This window comes from Shewanella sp. SACH, assembly GCF_001887095.2.
Taxonomy (GTDB): Bacteria; Pseudomonadota; Gammaproteobacteria; order Enterobacterales; family Shewanellaceae; genus Shewanella; species Shewanella baltica.
The window spans coordinates 982885-1002877 of the sequence record NZ_MPDG02000002.1 but is presented as its reverse complement, the minus strand read 5'-3'; the positions used below and the strand labels follow the sequence as shown (position 1 = coordinate 1002877).

Genomic DNA, 19993 nt, shown 5'->3' with positions numbered 1-19993 from the left:
GCTTAATACGCTCTATTTCGGTACGTGCTGCAGATCATTACGCGGTCGTTAGGCTCTCGGCAAGGTTAAACGTGCGACACGTCCCTTGGGGAAATCCGCTAAGCTAACCATTTGACCATCTAAGCTTAAGGTCGCCACATGGGGCGCCCCTAAAATAATTTTAAACGGTGGCACACCGCTCACTTGTACTGCAGCGCCGGCGCCTTTCACACCATCGACTAAGGCTTTGCCTTTAGCATCGACAATGTTTATCCAGCAATCACCGGTTAACTGAACATCGATAATTGATTGTCCAGCAACAGCGACCAGAGTGTTGACTGAAGTGGCTGGCGATGTTGAGGCAGGTGAAGGCGTTGCGGTGGCAACTGGCTGTTGAGCTACAGGTTGTTGAACTACAGTCTGTTGCGCAACAGTTTGTTGAGCTACAGTCGCCGCCGTTTGCGGCCCAGTGGCGGCTGCAATAGCGGAGCCACCATCTTCATTGCTCGTATCAGCCGTTTGAGAATAATTGTTGTCAGTAGGCCCAGTGCTCACGTCGATAGTACTGGCATCGGTATCTTTAATCGGACCATCGATTGACATAGAGCCGTTAGCCGCTATTTCAGTCAATTGCTGGCTGGCATCAGTTTCGGTCAATAGCACGTCACCGGGCAGCGTTTGATTCACCGCAGCGACCTCTTCGGCCGTAGGCTGTGACACATCGATAGTGCTTAACAAGGTCGTTTTTTGCATCCACCAGACGACTAAAGAGCCGAGTAACACAATAACGATAAAAATACTCAGCCAAGTTAAACGTGTATCGCTAGCTTGGTAAGTCGTCTTACGTGAAAAGCTTTGCATCGCAGGCTCAGTCACCACCGGCACTTGCCGCACTAAACACGCTTCAATCAAGCCCGCATCGGCACTGACCATACGGGCATAGTTTTTCACATAACCACGAACATAAGTGGATGAAGCTATATTGGTAAAATTGTCAGCTTCAATGTCTTCAATAATGCGAGGACGTAGATGCAGTTTAACCGCTGCATCTTGAATGCTAAGGCCCATTTTTTCGCGGGCGTCTTTTAATAAGGTTCCAAGCGTTACATCTAGCGCGACTGATTGCGGAGCTACCGACTCAACTGGCGCATTGGTTTCATGATCTTTCATTGATGCAAATTAACTCTGTATTGCTTGGCCTGAGGTGATGCTGGGAATTTGGCAAGCAATAAAATACCAAATCTCTTCACAGCGGCATCATCATTCACTGCCTGCTCTATTTTGATTCCGAGCGCTAAACTTTCTGGAGTTTGCTCAGCCACTTGGTGATATCGCGCTAATTGGTTTCGCGCCTGAATAAAATCACCTTGGTCGACTTCTAACTCTGCCATCTCCAGCAACGACACCGATCTTCTCGGGTCATACTTTAACGCCATCTGAAAATACTGTCGTGCCTTTTCTGCTTGTCCTGCTTCACGGCTACAGAGACCTAAGTTCTCGTAGCTTGAGGCCGTTCGCGTATATTTAGGCATCTCGATTGCGGCCAAAAACATTTTTTCAGCTTTGTCGTATTGCTTTTGTTGACACAAAAACACCCCGAAATTATTCATGGAATCGCCAGAGGCGTCCTTGGTACTAATGGCATTCATGTACGACTCTTCGGTACGTACTAGATCGCCCACGGTTTGATAGTAATAAGCCAAAGCAGTATGCACATCTTCGAGCTCTGGAGCATATTCTAATGCTTTATCAAGATTGTATTTGGCTTGTTCCGAGTTACCTCGATTTAAATAGGTTAAGCCGAGCTGCAAACGTTCGCGCGCGGCGGCGACTTTGTCTAACTTTCGTTCCGAAACAGGAATATCTGTCCCGGTATAAGTACGCTCAGTGACGCACCCTGTCATCAATAATGACAGGGTTAAAATCAACGAAAACCTTGGCAATCCATGCTTCATGGGCAAGCCTATAAATCTGTGCAAACAAAGAGTTAATTCATTGTGACTGAAATCTGGTTTTCTTGCATGCGTTTTTTTGCTAAACGTTTCGTTCTATCGCGAATATCCCCAGCTAACTGACCACAGGCGGCATCAATATCATCGCCACGGGTTTTACGCACGATCACAGTAAAACCGTACTCCATAAGCACCTTAGAAAAACGGTCGATACGAGAGTTAGATGAACGGCCGTAAGGCGAGCCTGGATACGGGTTAAATGGGATCAGATTTATCTTACAAGGTGTATCTTTCATCAACTTAGCTAACTCATGGGCTTGATCTGTGCTGTCGTTGATGTGATCTAGCATCACGTATTCAACCGTCACACGGCCACGGTTTGCATTAGATTTAGCGATATAACGACGAATACCCGCTAAAAACTCATCCAGCGGATATTTTTTATTGATTGGGACCAGAATGTCACGCAGCTCATCATTTGGCGCATGGATACTGACGGCAAGTGCCACATCAATGGCATCGCCCAGTTTATCTAACGCAGGCACTACGCCTGAGGTTGATAAGGTCACGCGGCGTTTTGACAAGCTAAAACCAAAATCATCGAGCATGATGTCCATTGCTGGTATGACATTGGCTAGGTTGAGCAATGGCTCACCCATACCCATCATCACCACGTTAGTGATCGGACGCTCGCCCGTGTCTTTAGCAAAACCTAAAAAGTGCGATACACGCCAAATTTGGCCGACGATTTCAGAAACCGTTAAGTTACGGTTAAACCCTTGCTGACCAGTAGAGCAGAAAGTACATTCCAGCGCACAACCCACTTGGGATGAAACGCACAAGGTCGCGCGGTCATCCTCAGGAATATAAACCGTTTCAACTTCTTGGCCTTGACCAACGTTGATCGCGAATTTAATCGTCCCATCGGTCGATTTTTGGAAGCTCGAAATTTCCGGCGCAACGATCTCGCAGCGTGCCGCCAATTTTTGACGTAACACTTTGTTGATGTTGGTCATCTCTTCGAAGTCACTGACGCCGAAATGATATAGCCATTTCATGAGCTGATCGGCACGAAAGGGTTTCTCCCCCATGTCCGCAAATAATGCGCGCATCGCCTTACGATCAAGGTCTAATAAATTGATCTTCTTTTCACTCATATAGCTAACCTCAACACCAAAACCGGATCCTGTAACAGGGCGGCGAATTATACAGACGCAAATAAATTTTAGCCAGTAACTCAATTAACCTATGCTAGAATCTCCACGGGCTAATGTTGGCCTAAAATACGGAGTTGTAATTCCACCTATATGTTAACCCTCATCATTATAGTGCTTGTCGCTGTCGGAGTTTCTTTTCTGTGCAGTGTGTTCGAAGCTGTTCTGCTATCGGTTACCCCAAGTTATATCGCATCACTCGAACAAACTGACAGTGCCGCAGCCACGCGCTTGCGTAAACTGAAAGAAAATGTCGAAGCCCCATTGGTGTCAATCCTTACGTTGAATACTATCGCCCATACCGTCGGCGCCGCCGTTGCGGGTGCGCAAGCAGCGAAAATATTTGGTGACGATATGTTGGGTGTTTTCTCGGGCGTATTGACCTTTATTATTCTGTTCTTCTCAGAAATTATTCCTAAATCATTAGGTGCCAACCATTGGCGTCGCCTCGCACCGAGCGTGTCTGTTGCCGTGATGTGGATGAAGCGTGTCACTAGACCGCTGATCTGGATGTCGCAGCAAGTCACTCGTTTGATGGGCAAAGGTGATGAAGGCCATTATATCCGCCAAGAAATGAGCGCTATGGCCAAAATCGGCCATGAATCCGGTGAGCTTGACGAGCAAGAGTCAAAAATTCTGACACAAATGCTCAAGGTACGTGATATGCCCGTTACGGCAATCATGACGCCGCGCACTGTGATGTTCTCGCTGCCAGTGGATCTGACTCAAAATGAGTTTGTGCGCCAATATCGCGACAAACCTTTTACCCGTATTCCCGTGTACGACCAAGATCATGATGATGTGATTGGTTACATTACCCGCACCGATGTGTTGCTGGCTGAGCGTTACACGCCAGAAGCGCCGATTGGTGAGCTTAAACGGAGTTTATTTGTGGTGCCTGAAACCGCAAAAATTCTGCCACTTTTTGAGCGTATGATTAAGCGTAACACCCAAATTGCTATGGTGGTCGACGAGTACGGCAGTAGCCAAGGTATCGTGACTCAAGAAGATATTATCGAATCTATGTTAGGATTAGAGATTGTCGATTTAAACGATCCCGCGACCGATATGCAGCAATTAGCACGTAAACTTTGGACTAAGCGCATGAAGCAAAAAGGCATTCGCCTATCCGATGACGGTGATTTTGAAGCTGCATCCGATGATGACGAAGCCAAATCCGGCTGAAGGCTAAGCAAATTTAGTGCTTGTTAATATAAAGGGAGCCTAGCTCCCTTTATTCTTTTAGAATGCAAATGACTCAGAATTGTCTGAACCTCGCATTTTGAGGTCGCTTGGGTATATACTCACCCGCCGTAATAGAGGTAAGTTATGACACAGGGTTACACACTCTCACTCGCGCACATCAATGACACCCATTCGAATTTTGAACCCAGCCGCGTCCAATTTAACCTTAACATCGGCCAGCATAAGCTTGATGTAACCAGCCATAGCGGTGGTTATGCCCGCATCGGCCATCACATCAGTAAGACACGTCAAGCCGCCGCACAAACCGATACGCCGTTTATTTTCTTGCACGGTGGTGACAGCTTCCAAGGCACGCTTTATTTCAGCCATTTTAAAGGCAAGGCCAACGCCCACTTACTCAATCTGCTAGCGCCCGATGCTATGGTCATTGGCAACCACGATATCGATGAAGGTAACGCCAGACTTGCCGAGTTTGCTAAGCAGATTGATTTCCCATTGCTTGCGGGCAACATGGATTTAAGCCAAGAAGATCTCAAAAAACCCGGTTGTCTGCGCGGTTTGCCTAATATCTTGGATTATGATCACCAGCAAAAACGCGCGAAATACCTGCTTAAGCCTTTCCACGATAAGACGTTAGCCATTGTCGGCATTACTTTAGATCAAATGAAAGAGATCGCGCGCCCCGATCCTGACACTCATTTTGTCGATGCTATCGCGACAACCGCACGCACGGTTGAGCACCTTAAAAATCAAGGTATTAAACATATCATAGTGCTCAGCCACTTAGGCTTAGATCAAGATAAACGCCTCGCGGCCGAAGTGGAGGGTATTAGCCTTATCGTCGGTGGTCACACGCATACGCTACAGGGCGATTTTCGCGCCTTAGGTTTGAGCAACCTGCCCTACGGTGAAGTCATCAACAACACGCCGATAGTGCATGCGGGTAAATATGCCGAAGTCGTCGGCTTAGCCGAGATAACGTTTGATGCTGAAGGTAAAGTGCTGAGCCTAACAGGCGGCAACTATTTCATGCTGGATCAACACTTTATCTTAAGTGCTAACACAGCTGTCGATAATCAAGATTACCAAGCGGTGCGTCAACAGCTCAGTCAGCACCCGAATGTCCTTTGGGATGATGCCGATGCCGATATTGATGGCGTGATCCGAGACATCTACAAACCCGCCATCGCGGATATGGAGAACAAAGTCTTAGCACTGGTGCCAAAAAACTTAGTCCATACACGCCTGCCCTCTAAAGCCCTGCCCCACGGCAGTGAAATTGCGCCATGGGTCAGTCGCAGCATGTTCCAAGAAGCTAAGCTTGTCGATCCTAGGGTGAACTTTGCCCTGCATAATGCCGGCGGTGTGCGCCAGTCGGTGGCACAAGGCCAATTGACGCTGGCGGATGTAATGGGGCAGTTACTGCCCTTCGAATTGCCGCTGGTTAAGTATGAAATTCAAGGCCAGTTCCTCTATCAAGCGCTCGAGTCGGCGATTAACGCGGCGACCAACAACAGCGTCCGTGGCACTGGTGCGGGTAGCTTCCCTTACACCTACGGCTTACGGTATTACTACGATGGCCGGCGTCCACTGGGCGAGCGTTTATTTAGATTGGAGATGATGCAGCAGGACAGCCAATCTCTTTGGTATCCGGTTGAGCCTGAGTCACTGTATGTCGGAGTATCGACCTCTTACACTGCTGCGGGTAAGGAAGGCTATCATCCATTACTGCAAGCTCGCTGGCAGGAGTCGATGGAGTCTCTGACGTTGCCACAGGCCTTTATTCGATTCTTAAATCGCTCACCGAATCTGTCTGATTTACTGTCACAGCACGTGCATTACACCAGCCACAGCCAACGTATGGGTTAAGTGCCAATGCTCCTCATGGCGTCAACATTGATGCAGTGAGGAGCAAAGTAAACGAATGAGTGACTACATAGAAAACGTTGAATAGGCAGTGATGCAAAACAAACGTTGCTCTCATTGCCCGTGATCTAAAATGGTCAGCTATCTAAAATTGCTAGGCGCCTAAAACTGCCAGTCGCATTGTGGCAAGCGCTCAGTAAACCAATCCTTTGCCTTGCCCTGCGCGTCTTTACGCCACGCCATAAACACAGCTTGGGGTGGGCGCGGCATTTCCACATGGCAAGCCACTAAGCTTCCCGCCGCCAACGCATCCAAAATCAAGTGTTTTGGAATATAGCCTACGCCAAGTCCCAATTGCTGCGCTTTAATCTTGGTCTGCATATTCGGCACACGGATCACTTGGCGACTATCAAATAAACCGCTCGATCGCTGCGCCAAGGCAGTCGAACTGTCAGCCACCACAATAGAAGGGAATTGCAGCAATGCCTCGGTCGGAATAGGACCAGCATGTTGTGCCAATGGGTGGGCGGGATTTAAGGCAAACACAAACTCCAACTCACCGATTTCGACCACATGATATTGACCTTTTGGCAGTTCCCCCGTCACGCCGATGGCAATATCGGCACGGCCAGAATAGAGTGCATCCCAGCCGCCACCTAAGGACTCTTCACTGATATTCACCGTCACTTGCTTACCCAGCTCAGTAAATTCCCCAATCAACTGCAATAGGGGTAAATCCGGCACGACAGTATCAATCGCTAAGGTTAACGAAGACTCCCAGCCAGTCTCGAGTTGACGCACAGCTTCTTCCAGCCTAGACGTTGCCGAAAGGATTTCCCGACCTTGGCGCAGCACAAGTTGACCGACTAAGGTCAGCTCGGCGCGTTGGCCCTTACGTTCAAATAATTTTGTACCTAAATCGCTTTCCAGTTTCTGCACTGTGTAGGTCAGCGCCGACGGCACTCGGAACAAGGACTCGGCCGCTGCGGAAAAACTGCCTTTCTTATCAATGGCATCGAGCACGATTAATCCATCGAGACTAATAGATGGCAACATAAAAACCTCACATTCAAATTATTTGAAGTAGATATTGAAAATGTTCTGATTTTCTTTGCCAAAGGTCAAGTCTACACTGCTTAGCAATGGAGAGGTTCTACGGAACTCACTGCCGAAATCGGATGTAGACACTGAGTAAAGTTAAGTTAGAACAGATTTAAAAACTGAGTTAAAACTGATTGAACAACATACTTAAACACTTGTTAAATAATTTGAAATAAGGAATACCCCATGAAAGCACTCATCGCAAAAACACTCAAATCAGCTCCTAGTCTTGCCCCACTGGCACTGCGTCTTCCTATCGGGATTATCTTAATCGCCCATGGTTCACAAAAACTGTTTGGCTGGTTCGGTGGGTACGGCTTAGAAGGCACTGGACAATGGATGGCATCCATTGGTCTGACGCCAGGTTACTTAATGGCACTGATGGCAGGTTCAAGTGAATTCTTCGGCGGCCTATTCCTGTTACTCGGCCTGCTGACTCGCCCAACCGCCCTCGTATTGTCATTCACTATGATAATAGCGATTTTCTCAGTACACATAGGCAACGGTCTGTTCCTTGCTAACAACGGTTACGAATTTGGTCTCGCCCTACTCGCAGCCACAGTGTCATTGGCGGTTTCAGGTGCTGGTAAGTTCGCTGTCGATAACCTATTCGCTAACCGCATCAAATAAAGGGGAAGCAAGATGATCACATTAAGAAAAGCACAGGACCGCGGTCAAGCAGATTTAGGCTGGCTAAAGAGTCAACATACCTTCTCTTTCTCTAGCTACTATGACCCAGAGCACATGGGGATTTCATCCCTGAGAGTCATCAACGATGACAGAGTAACGCCCGGCGCAGGTTTTGATACCCATGGCCATAAAGACATGGAGATCATCAGTTACGTGATATCCGGCACTATCGCTCACAAGGATAGCTTCGGCAATATCAAAACCTTACCCGCAGGTGAGTTTCAGTTAATGTCGGCGGGTAAAGGCATTTACCACAGCGAGTTCAATGCTTCTAATACTGAGTCGCTACACTTTTTACAGATTTGGATCCGCCCAGATACTTTAGGCATAGATGCGGGTTATCAGCAAAAGGCATTTGAGCAGAGCTCACCGCTGACGGCTGTGGTGACACCAAACGGTGAAAATGGCACGCTGAAAGTACAACAGGATGCGACCCTATATCGTTTAGTGTTAAGCGAAGGCGAAAAAGTGACGATGGGCAGAACCGCCGAACAAGCGAGTCGTCATCTGTATGTTCAATTGATTGAAGGTACGCTAGATATCAATGGCACAACACTCACGGCGGGGGACGGCGCACATCTGACCCAACTCGCCAGTGTCGACTTTACGGCAACAAGCGGACAAGTCACCGCACTAGTATTCGACTTGTCGGCTAACGCGTAATACGAGCGAATGGCTTAACTGAACCACTCAGTAAAACCGCTTAACGATTGAGTAAACAATTAAGTAAGTCATTGAGCAAACTGTTGAGTAAGTGATTACATGCCAGCTTGATAAGCACTAACCTAGAAAACCTAGAAGCACTGCCACAAGTCATCTTTGGCAGTGTTTTTTATTGGCGTTTTGATGGCCATGTTATAAGGCGATGTTATAAAAGCAGTGCTAACGGCCTCGTTGAGCGAACCAGACCAGCACTTTAATAAGCTGAGTTAAAGCGCGAGTGTCATGCTGAAATTGACCAACACTTGGGCTTGGCCCTGTGCTTTATCCGCCGCATTCAAAAAACGCTTATGTTCATTACGGCGAATGCTGCGAAATCCTTGTTTTTCAAAAAAAGGTCGCGCGAGATAGGATGCTTCAACCGTTAATCGTTTCAGCGCTAAAATTTTAACTTCTTCAAACAACGCAAAATACAAAGAGGTGGCGACCCCAGAACGGGCATATTCGGGATGAACGAACAGACATTCCACTTCGGCAGCGGCTTCAACTTCACTGTCGGCACCTATCTTAAGATTGATAAATCCCACCAGCATGTTATCGGCTTCAGCAACCCAAATCGTGGTGCCCTTTAAGCGTTCGAGCCAATAGTTCTCACTGCGGATCTCACCTTCGATATAAGCCCAAGCAGAGCGCTCGGCAAACGAGTAAAACTCGCCAGAGCCTTGCATTACACTCGCCTCAAAGATCGCCGCCAGCTGCGAGACATCCGATGGCGTAAATAGTCGGATCTTCATTCTCTGCCCTCCATCTTGAATTGTTAACCGCTTAAGATTAACCGTATTCTAATTTAAGTTAAATAGTGCTGATTTAACTTAAATAGTGTCACTCAACGGCGTTAAGCTAATGTTTTACTGTGGAATACCTTACATCACTTTTTGGTTGAAACCCTAGTAAGCTAACGTTAAATATTCTTCTCCATATAGAAGCCAGGGATCACTTGCCCTAGTTTTTGCTGATAACTACGCTGTATTTGAATGAATCCCATACGGGTAAACAATCCTTTAGAGAGATAAGAGGCGTCCACACTCAAGCGCGCATAGCCTTGCGCCTTAGCCCACGCCTCTAATACAAGATAAGCACGCTCACCCAATCCCTTAGCTTGATAATCTGGATGGATATATAAGCTGTCTACATAACCTTGGTGCGCAAAATGGGTTTCGACATTGATAAAACCGCAGCAAATTAAAGAAGCTGTCGCTGCATCTTTGACTAATACTACCCACGCCTTCGAGCGGTTTAAGCGCAAATCCCAATGTTTAGCCGATCTTGGCGCCGCAGACCAAGCTGCAAGTTGCGCCTGTGAATAACGAGCATGGGTAATGTTATGCACACAAAGATGAAATAACTCACTCACCTCACGGGCATAACATGACTGATAAGGCTGGATCTCGAACTGTTCAAACGCCGTCACTTAAGTGTTCTCTGTTAAGTAATAACCGCTAGCAATAGCGCTATTTTGCCGCGTTTCGCTTAATCGAGATAAGCTCAAATTTTGCGGTATTGGAGGCTAAAAACAAAAACGGCCTCGAAAGTATCGAAGCCGTTGGATTAAAGAGGCGCACAGGTTAGCGCACTCGTTACTGTTACTTCTTATCGATTTGACCGACAAATAACAGTTTATCAAAGGTGCGGTTTAAGGTTTTGCTAGTGAATTCGTTCATCCACATTTGTTCAACCACAGCCACTTTATCGCCTTTACTCACTTCAGTTTGAGGACCTGCAGCCCAAAAAGTGGTGTCAGCTTCTTTAATTTGTACGTAGGTGTAACCACCACCGTTCATCGTATCAACAACAGTACCTTCGTGGGTGACACCCTGAGCCCAAGCACTTGACATGCCTAACGCTAAAGTCGCTACCGCCGCTAATTTTACCCATTTTGCCATCATGCCTGCGTTCCTTTTGTTTTGCTAATATGCTGCATTAAAGCACGCTAAAAACAATAAATCGCTAATCTCTATCACGAAATACAACACTTATCGCAAAAGCAGTATTTTTCTTCAAAGAGGGGAACTCATTTCAACAGCGGTTTTAGCATGCCTTCTAAACCATTAAGCTTGATTTCGTACATTAGGGCTAATTGCTCACCGAGTTTTCCCTGGGGGAAACCTTGCTTATGGAACCACACCAAATAAGGTTCGGGTAATTCGAGTAACTTACGTCCAGCGTACTTACCAAAGGGCATTTTTTGATTTACAGCGTCGATGAGTAGTTGCTGATCCATAAATTGTTATCTCGTGCAGGTCGTCCCGATAATCCCACGGATGCTACAACATAAGCTAATCAATGTCGCCGTTAACTCATACAAAAAAGCACACAAAAGTGACCCTACACTCAAAGGCTAAGTTAGCATCATCGACGCACAAAATGCTCCACACAGAACCCTAAGCAACAATCTTTAATAGATTTGGCCCTAAGTTAGCGCATGGCGCATATTGAAAACCATATTCACTGCATAAACGCTCAGACTCGCCATGGGCGGTAATGCTGATACAAGTTCCAGAACTTGCGTGTCCATCAACAAAGTCCATCACTCGCTCAAGCATGATCTTCGCCAGTCCATAGGATTGGTATTCAGGCAACACGATAAAATCTTCAATGGCCAAATGCCCAGGCTTATTGCCGTAAACACACGCCGTTGCTAACAGATTAGACTTAGCGACTCCCGCGCCAGCATGCTCTATTTCAGCATTGTCACTCAATCGGATAGAGACCCAAAACAGTGCCTGTACATCCGCAAGCTCAACGCCGATGGAAGGGCGGCCCACAGTGCTACGCAAATTGAGGAGTTCATGGAATAACGGTGCGGTTTCAACGAGTTCAAACTTAATAGGCATAATAGTTTTGATATCCATTTGGCGTCCCTTCTCTCATGGTTGAAATTTCAAGCGATTTAGACGGCAGTCTATAGAGATGATAAAGCCAGCATTTGGCAGTTTGATGACAAGCACCGCGCCAAACAAGACCACTTTCGACTGAGAAGCCGATTCTTTACACAGATTTGTTAATAACATTTAGCAATATAAAATTAACATTTATACCGATAGAGAGATAAAAAACCAGAATTCACATCCTGTGCATAGCCATTGATTACAACAAACAAGCCTGCAAGTAGATATAAAATAAATAATACCATTTAAAACCAATAAGATAAAAAATCACACTAATACATTCCTCCTCACCTGTTGCTTGTCAAATTAACGGCGCCTGACCAGATACTGACAGAAAAAGATGTGCGACAATTTAATCAAAAACCGTCAAAAATCAGCCAATTGACCGAGGTTAACATAAGGTTTACATTCGATTTCGAGCACAAATGCGGTGTGGCTCCAAACTCATCAACTCGCTGCCCAAGGGTCATCAAAAGAATTAAGGAATGCGTCATGATAGTGTTAATCGGCGGAGAAAAAGGCGGCAGCGGTAAAAGTTGCTTAGCCCAAAACATAGCAGTTTTTCTAACCACAGAATGCAATGCCTCGGTCATCATGGTGGACTGCGATCCCCAGCGCACCACATCAGATTGGATCCAAGCGAGAAATAACAATCCCAAACTGGCCAGCATTAATTGTGTGCAGCTTTACGGCAAGATCCGTAATGACTTGCTCAGTCTTGAACAACATTATGATGTGGTCATAGTCGACTGTGGTGGTCAAGACAACCTAGCGCTGCGAGCAACCATGTCAGTCGCCGCTTACATTTTAATGCCCTTAAGACCTAAGCGCCGCGATTTGAAAACCGTTTGCCACATGGATGATATCGTCGCGACCTGTAAAATGATAAACCCTAAGTTACGGGCTTCATTTGTGATCACCCAATGTCCAAGTTTACCTAATCAAGCTAACCGAATTTTAGAAGCTAAAGAAGTCTGTAAAACCTATGATATCAATGTACTTGATGCGATAACGTACTGCCGCAATGTGTATGATGACAGTGAAGAGTCAGGGCTGTCAGTGATTGAAATCGACCCTAACGGAAAGGCCGCCGACGAAATCCGCACTATCGCCTGTGAACTGTTCCAAGTTGATTGCGCTGCCAATTTAGAAGACCGGTTACATCCTACACTGCTCGCTCAGAGTGCTGGTAAGGGTCAGATGCACAATGGTTTGACAAATAATGGTTTGACAAATAATGGTTTGACAAATAATGGTTTGCTCAATAATGGTTTGATCCATCAAACTCAACCCACTCACCTTACCACTCAACAAAGGGGGCAAAATGGGACTCAGCGACCTCAAGAAAAACGCTATGCCATCTAGCAGCATACAACCGTCGCTTTCGTTAGATGAGTTTATTGAGGCCGCAAACTTATATGCCATGGGACAAAGCCTAAATAAGACAAAAAGCAGTCATTTCGCTTTTGAAGCGGATGCAACAAACGCTAACACCGCTGACTTGAAGGTCGCTGACATAGGGCTAAGTCATTCCAATGTGCTGATCTTGCACAAGCAGAGCTTAGGGACTGAAGTCTTATCGCCAGCAAAAGTAGAGGCTAAAACTCACTATCGCAAGGCAACCTTTTCACTCAGCGAAGCGGCTATTAGCCAGCTCGCTACCTTGTCGGACGAAAGCACGCTCTCCAAATCGAAACTGCTCCGATTCTTGATTGAACAACATTACGAACTGCCCATTGCCCTGAGGCAATTACGAGAACAACAGTTCCAAAACCGTTAACGCTTCGCAATACTCCCACCCTTTTCCGGTAACTCAGCTAAGCTCGGGTTATCGGCTTTTTTACTTAAGAACAAGCACCAAGATAAAAACCACAATAAAATCGCGGCATAAGTTCTGATCCCACCTATCCTTAAATGTACAGAATGCTGAATAAATGATATTTATTCAGGGTTAACACGCAACATTAAGGTGTATTTTTTGTTAAAGCCGATCCGACTTATTTGCCTTTGTTTAAGCGCCGTGTTTCTGATGCCCTGCTACGCAGAGTTTTCATTGGCACAAATACCGCCGCTCACGAACAAAACGCCCATTACCTTAGTCGCAGAAAAGGGATTTTGGACCGACTATTTAACCCAAGAAATGTTGCCTAAATTTACCGAAAAAACTGGCGTCAAAGTGCAAGTGATCAGCACTGAGCTAGACACTATGTTTAACTTACAGACCCAAGATTTACTCCAAGGTTCGGGCAAATACGACTTACTAACGATGGAAGCTGGCTGGGCAAAAGAATGGGCCGCCAATGGCTACACTGTGCCCTTAGTCGAACTCGCGAAACTGTACGATCCCGATGGCGAAAAGGCCATGGAGAAATACCTAGAACCCTATTATCCATCGCTACTGAATATTTTGTCCTACCATGGTGAAATCCATGCGATTCCCTACAACAACTATGTGATGGGCAATCATTACCGAGCAGATCTCTTCGATAATAAAAACGAAAAAACACACTTTCAGAGCCAGTTCGGCTACCCACTCGCGCCAGCAAGAACCTTAACCGAGTTACGGGATCAAGCCCAGTTCTTCACCCGTAAAGCGGGCGCTATGCTGGCGGATAAAATGTTAACCCACGACTTTTATGGCCTAGCGCTAATGTCGGGCGATAAGCCACATATTAACGATGAATTTTCCAGCATGATCTGGAGCTTAGGCGGCGCTTGGATGCAGCCAATTTATAACGACCAAAAACAGATCAGTCATTTTGAAGTCCCCAGTATCAACTATGAGGCAATAGAAGCCGCAAAGCTGTACCGCGAATTAATGCCCTATGCCGTACCTGTTAACGAGCAATTTGCCTTCAATGAGGCCGCCAATGCAATCGCTACAGGCCAAGCGGCAATGTGGCCTTTTGCCTACAATAATTTGTGGCACAAATCTTTTAAAGTTGAACAAAATATTCCCGGCGCACGCCTTGCGGTGAGTCAAGTGCCCGGCGGTTATCCCTATAACGGCGCCTATGCTTTTGCCGTGAGCTACGACAGCAAAAATCCCCAAGCGGCCTATTGGCTCATCAAGTACATGGGCACCTATGAAGCACAACACGCTTATGCTCTCGGCGGCGGTAATCCCTGTCGTATGGATGTCGTGACCGCCCCCGAATTTAAAAGTGAATCGTTAAGGACCATAGCGGGCGCATTCGAGGCAAGCCATATCGCTAATTTGTTTTGGTCAACTAAAGTGCTAGAACTTGGGCATTTTACCAGTACCGCCATGGGACAGATTTACCCTGAACTCAGCCATGCTTGTTATCGCGCTAGCCGCAGGCCCGCTGACAGCGAGGATATTTTCATTAAACTAAGTGCAGAGATAAAACACCTCCAAAATACCTATGGAGAGGTACCTGCGATTGACAAGAAAACCAATGACAAGCACTAAACCGCTGAAAAGCCTAAAACAAAAAATAACCTTAGCCTTCTATATCATAGTGGGCATGGCGCTGTTTAATGGTGTCGTCGCCATACTGCTGTCACAGCAACTGAAATCAGAAATTGAGCATTTAGTGGGAGTGGATGTTGTTAAAGTCACCACTGCGCTGCAACTGGCAAAAAACAGTGAAAAACTGCAAATCATCACAGCACGTTTAAATCATTATGATAATGAACAGCAAAGACTTCGCCTATTGAGTGAGCTCTCGGCGCAGTGGGAACTATTAATTAATGACTCCCGATTACTGGCCTTGATTGAAACCTCTACTGTCAGTAAGCAAGAATTGAATCACGCGTTAGATATTCAACTGTATTATTTACAACAGCTGCCATTACTTGCCGAGTTAACCAATTCCGCCCTACAAGCCAATTTACAAGCAACAAATATTCAAGCCAATTTAACCTCAATGGCATCGGGATTTACCGATGAAATGCAAACCCAATTTCACAGCATCAATGCCGATTCAGAACGTCAGCTTAAGCTGAAAAATTTTGACAAGATTGCGATGAATATCAATACCAACCAGCAATTGTCTCAATTTAGTCATTTGGGGGAACACTTATTTACCCGCCTATCTCAGGTTAAAATTATCGACAATCTGGTTGAGCTTAACCGCACCCAAAGAGAAGCGATGCGGCTGCTGTTAAATATGGAGGCGATTCTCGAAGGCGTTAGCGGGGATACCAGTTTATATTTCAATTTGTTATCGCAAATAAAACAGACCATGGTCGGTGAAGATAACCTTTTTGAACTTTCACGCAAGGCCATTAAAAGCACGCATATCGCCAATGCGCATTTAGAGTACCAAGCCGATGCCGCGCAAATTGTCGCGACCTATACCCAAAATCTGGTCAACCAAGTCGAGAATGAAATCCAACAAACGGGCGGCGAACTTAAAAGCGACAGCACCGCATTTATCATATTGATTTTCTGCAGTGGTATTCTGTATTGCTTCTTCATCTGGCTCACCAGCTGGCACTTTATCACTAAGGGCATTATCAAACCTGTGATGGCGACGCGAGATGCAATGAACGCTATCGCCAATGAAAAGCTCGACACCCACATGCCAGTCACTGACAACCTAGAACTGCAGCAAATGGTGAACTCTTTAGAAACCCTAAAAAGCTATGCGGCCCAGGTTAAAGGAATGGCGGAAACCGACGGACTAACGGGCTGCTACAACCGCCGTTATTTAGATATACAACTCCAAAAAGAACTCGAGTATGCAAGGGATCACAATATGCCCCTAGGCATCATTCTGTTTGATATTGATAACTTTAAACAATTCAACGACAGATATGGCCATGTCGCCGGCGATCAATGCCTGAAGAACATTGTTAACGCCGCTAAATCCATCTTAAAACGCCCAACTGACATGCTTGCCCGCTATGGCGGTGAGGAATTTATGATAGTGCTGCCATCGAGTCATCTCGAGGAGGTCTATCAATTTGCCGAACGATTACGGGAGAAAATCATCAGCCTAGAAATTCCCCATGAAGACTCTCCCCATGCGGGCATACTTACCATCAGCGCGGGGATTACTTGCTGGCAACTACCGCAACAGCTAGATGCAAATAGTTTAATTAATCGAGCCGATGAAGCCCTCTATCATGCCAAACTGACGGGGCGCAACCGCACAGAAGCCCTCCTCGGCCAACCCATTCGCTATTCCTAAGGCGCCAATCGCGGCGGCAGAAACGTTTCTTTTTCCGGCAAAGGATTGAGTTAAGTCCTCTTCACCCCCATTAGCTAATACTAAGTTAATCAGGATCAGGTCAGGGAAAGTATGCTCGCCATTGTTATCACGCTTATCCTCGGAGTCGGGGCAATCGCTTGGCTACTTTCAAGTCGTTGGCGCAAAACCTTGCACCGCCGCCGAGTCACGGCCAAACCCTTTCCTAAAGAATGGCGCAGCATTCTCAAAAAAAGACTGCCTTACTTCCATGCGTTACCGACAGATTTACAGCTACAGCTCAAACGGCTTATCCAAATCTTCATCGATGAAAAGGAGTTTGTTGGCTGCGATGATTTCGAGATCACCGATGAAGTGAGAGTCACTATCGCAGCACAGGCGTGCCTCCTGCTGCTCAATCGAAAAACAGACTTTTACCCCAAACTGAAACAAATTTTGGTCTATCCCGATGCCTTTATCGTTAATAATCAACATAGAGACACGAGCGGTATCGTGTGGGAACAGCGTAATGTGCTGGCGGGCGAATCTTGGGAATACGGCAAAGTGGTGCTCTCGTGGAAAAATACCTTAGACGGCGCCGCCGATCCCCACGATGGCAATAATGTCGTGATCCACGAGTTTGCCCATCAGCTCGATCAAGAAGACGGCCAAGCCAATGGCGCGCCGATACTGCAACATTTTGCCGATTACAGCACTTGGTCCGAAGTACTAAGCAAGGCTTTCACCCAATTACAGCACAGCGCAAACTTTGGCATACCCTCAATATTTAATTACTATGGTGCGACGAATCCCGCTGAATTTTTTGCCGTTATTACTGAAGTCTTTTTTGAAAAGCCAGAGGATTTCTACCAACAACACCCAGACTTGTATCGGGAACTGAGCCGCTTTTATCAACTCGATCCGATAAACTGGCATTAACCCATAAAAGTAGAGGCACACTAAATGCTCAAAGACACTCATGCATTTGCAGTTAAAGGCACCACTGTTAATCGCCCCGCTAATATGAGTCGCGCGACTAATACCAGTCGTGCCACTAGTGTTAATCGCGCTAGCTTGGGGTTACTACTCAGCGTATTAATGCTTGGTGGACTTAATGTAAGCGCACAGGCACAGGACTCGCCGACACAAAGCGCTCAAACACAAGACACTCAAGTCCAAGGCGCTCAAACAACATCGAGTTCAGACCAACAAGCGGCAGCTCAGGTGTTGGATTTACTCAACCAATATTCAAGCGATGCCGATTGGGATAAGTATTTTGCCCTGTACCGAAAAGACGGCATTTTTATTGGGACGGATGCGAGTGAACGTTGGGGAATGGCGGAGTTTGAACATTACTCCCGCCCGACAAAAGGTTGGCGCTATGATTTAACGGAGCGGCATTTAATCCAACATGGCGACGTCATATTGTTCGACGAGTTATTAAATAGCCCCGCCTATGGCGTCAGCCGAGGAACCGGTACTTTGATCAAAACCGATGGTAACTGGAAAATTGCGCAATACCACTTAAGTTTCCCAATCCCCAATGAGATAGCGAAACAGATCACCATCGAGATCAAAGCCGCAAACAAGCAGTAATGCCACACTCCCCTGAATAGGGTTTCGAAAGCGTACAATTTATAAAAGTGAGATTTCGATAGCATCGCTGTTTCAAATTGTACAGTTTCAAAGAGTACGGTTTCAAAAAAGCAGCTTTAAGATAAAGCTGCTAAAAGCAAACGCTATCTTAAAGACACGGTGAAACACACATTCGCCAATTGGGAGAAGTGAATAAAGCTTTGAAAATCCACTTCTTCAAACGCCCTTTGTGAAGGACCCCGATCAGCGTAATAAAACCCGATCACTTTGCTGTCGATCAATAAAGGCGCAAGTAAAAAGCCCTGCCGTGATACATGCCGCGCCTGCAACTCCTTGCACTGCTCCTGCCATTTTTTGGAACTGGGATCATCCACCCAAAGTGGCGCCTTATGCTCCATCGCTTGATGAAATAGCCCACGTTTGTCACTCAAATCGATAATAAACTCTTGTTTTATCGCATCGGCATCACGGCCCAATATCACCCTAGGTTGGAGCTGTTTACGGCTGGGCGATAACAACAAAACGCCGCAGCGGTCAACACCAACGCCCTCAAGAATACCTTCAAGAACCGTCTGCATTATCTGGTTAAAATCAGCTTTATTAATGGCAAAACCTGTCAATTCACGCAACTTAGCTAACTGAATATTCAAGTTAACTTGATAGACTGGCATATCTAACGGAATGGGAGGTAGATCGGGTTCAGCGGCGACAATACGTTTAGGATCGGGTAGATAATCGAGTAACACTTTAGCACCGTATACTTCTGCCAACTTATGGGTCGCATTCGCGCAGCGTTGCATTCGCACCAAAAACTCTTTCTCTTCTAGCCCAGTAAAAATCGCCGCTTGAGTCATACGTTTCGCTAACTCGAGCTTATCGAGAACGGGTTGCGATAAAATGTCGCAGAGCTTATCGGCAAGAAAAATAGCCCGAATATCTGGCCGCTGATCCTCTGGATAATTCAACGCTTGGATCAGCAACTCTCCCAATCCCCAATTGCGGGCAATACTCTGGGTGAGCTGCAAAAAAGAAGCACCAAGGGCTTCGCGGGTAGCACTTCTCTCTTCGGCGGGCGTTTCACATTGGCAGAGCGTTAAGTCTAATTCTTCGGTAAATTCGCCCCCAATACTCCAAAAAGCGCTCTCGCCGATGTGATACAACAAAGAGGCAATAAAGGCTTCCTCCTGCATCTCCTCGTCATGATGACTCAACATCATCCGCGCAATCATGGCCGCTTGAAATGCTTTGGCCATCAACTTAATTAATCTTTGATAGACATTGGGCGCGAGATTTTTACTCTCCAACAAGCTTGAGAGTAACTTAGCTGTAATACAGATATTTCGCACCGCATCGAAACCAAGCACTATGGCGGCGCGGCTAACGGTGGAGATTTGGCTACTCCCCTTATGATAAATAGCACTATTGGCGACTCGAAGAATACGAGAGGTTAAGGCGTTATCGTGCATCACGCTACGCCCAAGTAATGCGAGAGAGGAAACGTCATCCTTGGCGAGCTTTTCTAGCGATTTAACAGTCGAACACAGTGCTGGCATTTCTAATTCACTGATCCGATTTGTCCAATAATCGACCCCTTTATTAGTATTGTTATTAGGCTTCAACCCAAA

The 19993-nt window shown here is 46.3% G+C and carries 20 protein-coding genes; 10 read left to right on the top strand and 10 right to left on the bottom strand.

Going from position 1 to position 19993, the window contains the following annotated elements:
• Window positions 1–48: 48 nt before the first annotated feature.
• Genes BM607_RS12355 through BM607_RS12345 form a run of 3 tightly spaced genes read right to left on the bottom strand, consistent with a single transcriptional unit; the run spans window position 49 to window position 3088 of the window.
• A complete protein-coding gene (locus BM607_RS12355) occupies window positions 49–1149 on the bottom strand; it encodes a RodZ domain-containing protein (RefSeq protein ID WP_071938268.1) in 1101 nt (366 codons plus the stop codon).
• Window positions 1146–1934, bottom strand: a complete 789-nt coding sequence (pilW, locus tag BM607_RS12350) for a type IV pilus biogenesis/stability protein PilW (protein ID WP_006082484.1) — start codon at window positions 1932–1934, stop codon at window positions 1146–1148. Before pilW ends, BM607_RS12355 begins: the two co-directional genes overlap by 4 nt.
• A 32-nt stretch (window positions 1935–1966) precedes the next feature.
• Window positions 1967–3088 (bottom strand): bifunctional tRNA (adenosine(37)-C2)-methyltransferase TrmG/ribosomal RNA large subunit methyltransferase RlmN, encoded by a 1122-nt coding sequence (locus BM607_RS12345; protein ID WP_071938269.1) that lies wholly within the window; start codon window positions 3086–3088, stop codon window positions 1967–1969.
• 150 nt (window positions 3089–3238) lie between these two features.
• On the opposite strand from BM607_RS12345, the gene BM607_RS12340 reads away from it, so the two are divergent.
• On the top strand, window positions 3239–4330 hold the full coding sequence (locus BM607_RS12340) for a hemolysin family protein (protein ID WP_006082486.1): 1092 nt from the start codon (window positions 3239–3241) through the stop codon (window positions 4328–4330).
• Window positions 4331–4474: 144 nt separating this feature from the next.
• On the top strand, window positions 4475–6220 hold the full coding sequence (locus BM607_RS12335) for a bifunctional metallophosphatase/5'-nucleotidase (RefSeq protein WP_006082487.1): 1746 nt from the start codon (window positions 4475–4477) through the stop codon (window positions 6218–6220).
• A 159-nt stretch (window positions 6221–6379) separates the two neighbouring features.
• Here the strand turns inward: BM607_RS12335 and BM607_RS12330 are convergent, their stop codons facing one another.
• Entirely contained in the window at window positions 6380–7273 is an 894-nt protein-coding gene (locus tag BM607_RS12330) for a LysR substrate-binding domain-containing protein (RefSeq protein ID WP_071938270.1), read from the bottom strand.
• A 231-nt stretch (window positions 7274–7504) separates the two neighbouring features.
• On the opposite strand from BM607_RS12330, the gene BM607_RS12325 reads away from it, so the two are divergent.
• A complete protein-coding gene (locus BM607_RS12325; RefSeq protein WP_071938271.1) occupies window positions 7505–7948 on the top strand; it encodes a DoxX family protein in 444 nt (147 codons plus the stop codon).
• 12 nt (window positions 7949–7960) lie between these two features.
• On the top strand, window positions 7961–8671 hold the full coding sequence (locus BM607_RS12320) for a pirin family protein (protein ID WP_071938272.1): 711 nt from the start codon (window positions 7961–7963) through the stop codon (window positions 8669–8671).
• A gap of 266 nt (window positions 8672–8937) precedes the next feature.
• Here BM607_RS12320 and BM607_RS12315 read toward each other — a convergent pair whose 3' ends face one another.
• The 5 genes from BM607_RS12315 to BM607_RS12295 all read right to left on the bottom strand — a co-directional run bounded on the left by BM607_RS12315 (window position 8938) and on the right by BM607_RS12295 (window position 11580).
• Complete coding sequence (locus tag BM607_RS12315; RefSeq protein ID WP_006082491.1) at window positions 8938–9462, bottom strand: GNAT family N-acetyltransferase; 525 nt, start codon at window positions 9460–9462, stop codon at window positions 8938–8940.
• A gap of 167 nt (window positions 9463–9629) precedes the next feature.
• Window positions 9630–10139, bottom strand: coding sequence for a GNAT family N-acetyltransferase (locus BM607_RS12310; protein ID WP_012089741.1), 510 nt, complete (start codon window positions 10137–10139; stop codon window positions 9630–9632).
• 172 nt (window positions 10140–10311) lie between these two features.
• Complete coding sequence (locus tag BM607_RS12305) at window positions 10312–10614, bottom strand: hypothetical protein (protein WP_006082493.1); 303 nt, start codon at window positions 10612–10614, stop codon at window positions 10312–10314.
• A 125-nt stretch (window positions 10615–10739) separates the two neighbouring features.
• Window positions 10740–10949: a DUF3820 family protein gene (locus BM607_RS12300; protein WP_006082494.1), complete on the bottom strand. Its 210-nt coding sequence runs from the start codon at window positions 10947–10949 to the stop codon at window positions 10740–10742.
• Window positions 10950–11109: 160 nt separating this feature from the next.
• The gene (locus tag BM607_RS12295) at window positions 11110–11580 is read right to left on the bottom strand and encodes a GNAT family N-acetyltransferase (protein ID WP_006085688.1); all 471 of its coding nucleotides are present in this window, start codon (window positions 11578–11580) and stop codon (window positions 11110–11112) included.
• Between the two features lie 528 nt (window positions 11581–12108).
• Between BM607_RS12295 and BM607_RS12290 the strand changes: the two genes are divergently transcribed.
• From BM607_RS12290 to BM607_RS12265, 6 genes are all read left to right on the top strand, one after another.
• Complete coding sequence (locus BM607_RS12290) at window positions 12109–12981, top strand: AAA family ATPase (RefSeq protein ID WP_071938273.1); 873 nt, start codon at window positions 12109–12111, stop codon at window positions 12979–12981.
• Window positions 12941–13396 (top strand): CopG family transcriptional regulator, encoded by a 456-nt coding sequence (locus tag BM607_RS12285; RefSeq protein ID WP_071938274.1) that lies wholly within the window; start codon window positions 12941–12943, stop codon window positions 13394–13396. The genes BM607_RS12290 and BM607_RS12285 overlap by 41 nt, the downstream gene beginning before the upstream one ends.
• 249 nt (window positions 13397–13645) lie before the next feature.
• On the top strand, window positions 13646–15049 hold the full coding sequence (locus BM607_RS12280; RefSeq protein WP_071938761.1) for an extracellular solute-binding protein: 1404 nt from the start codon (window positions 13646–13648) through the stop codon (window positions 15047–15049).
• A complete protein-coding gene (locus BM607_RS12275) occupies window positions 15036–16775 on the top strand; it encodes a GGDEF domain-containing protein (RefSeq protein ID WP_071938275.1) in 1740 nt (579 codons plus the stop codon). Before BM607_RS12280 ends, BM607_RS12275 begins: the two co-directional genes overlap by 14 nt.
• Window positions 16776–16886: 111 nt before the next feature.
• A complete protein-coding gene (locus BM607_RS12270) occupies window positions 16887–17711 on the top strand; it encodes a M90 family metallopeptidase (RefSeq protein WP_006085694.1) in 825 nt (274 codons plus the stop codon).
• A 24-nt stretch (window positions 17712–17735) separates the two neighbouring features.
• Complete coding sequence (locus BM607_RS12265) at window positions 17736–18368, top strand: nuclear transport factor 2 family protein (RefSeq protein ID WP_071938276.1); 633 nt, start codon at window positions 17736–17738, stop codon at window positions 18366–18368.
• Between the two features lie 143 nt (window positions 18369–18511).
• Here the strand turns inward: BM607_RS12265 and BM607_RS12260 are convergent, their stop codons facing one another.
• Complete coding sequence (locus BM607_RS12260; protein WP_071938277.1) at window positions 18512–19987, bottom strand: HDOD domain-containing protein; 1476 nt, start codon at window positions 19985–19987, stop codon at window positions 18512–18514.
• Between the last annotated feature and the right edge of the window lie 6 nt (window positions 19988–19993).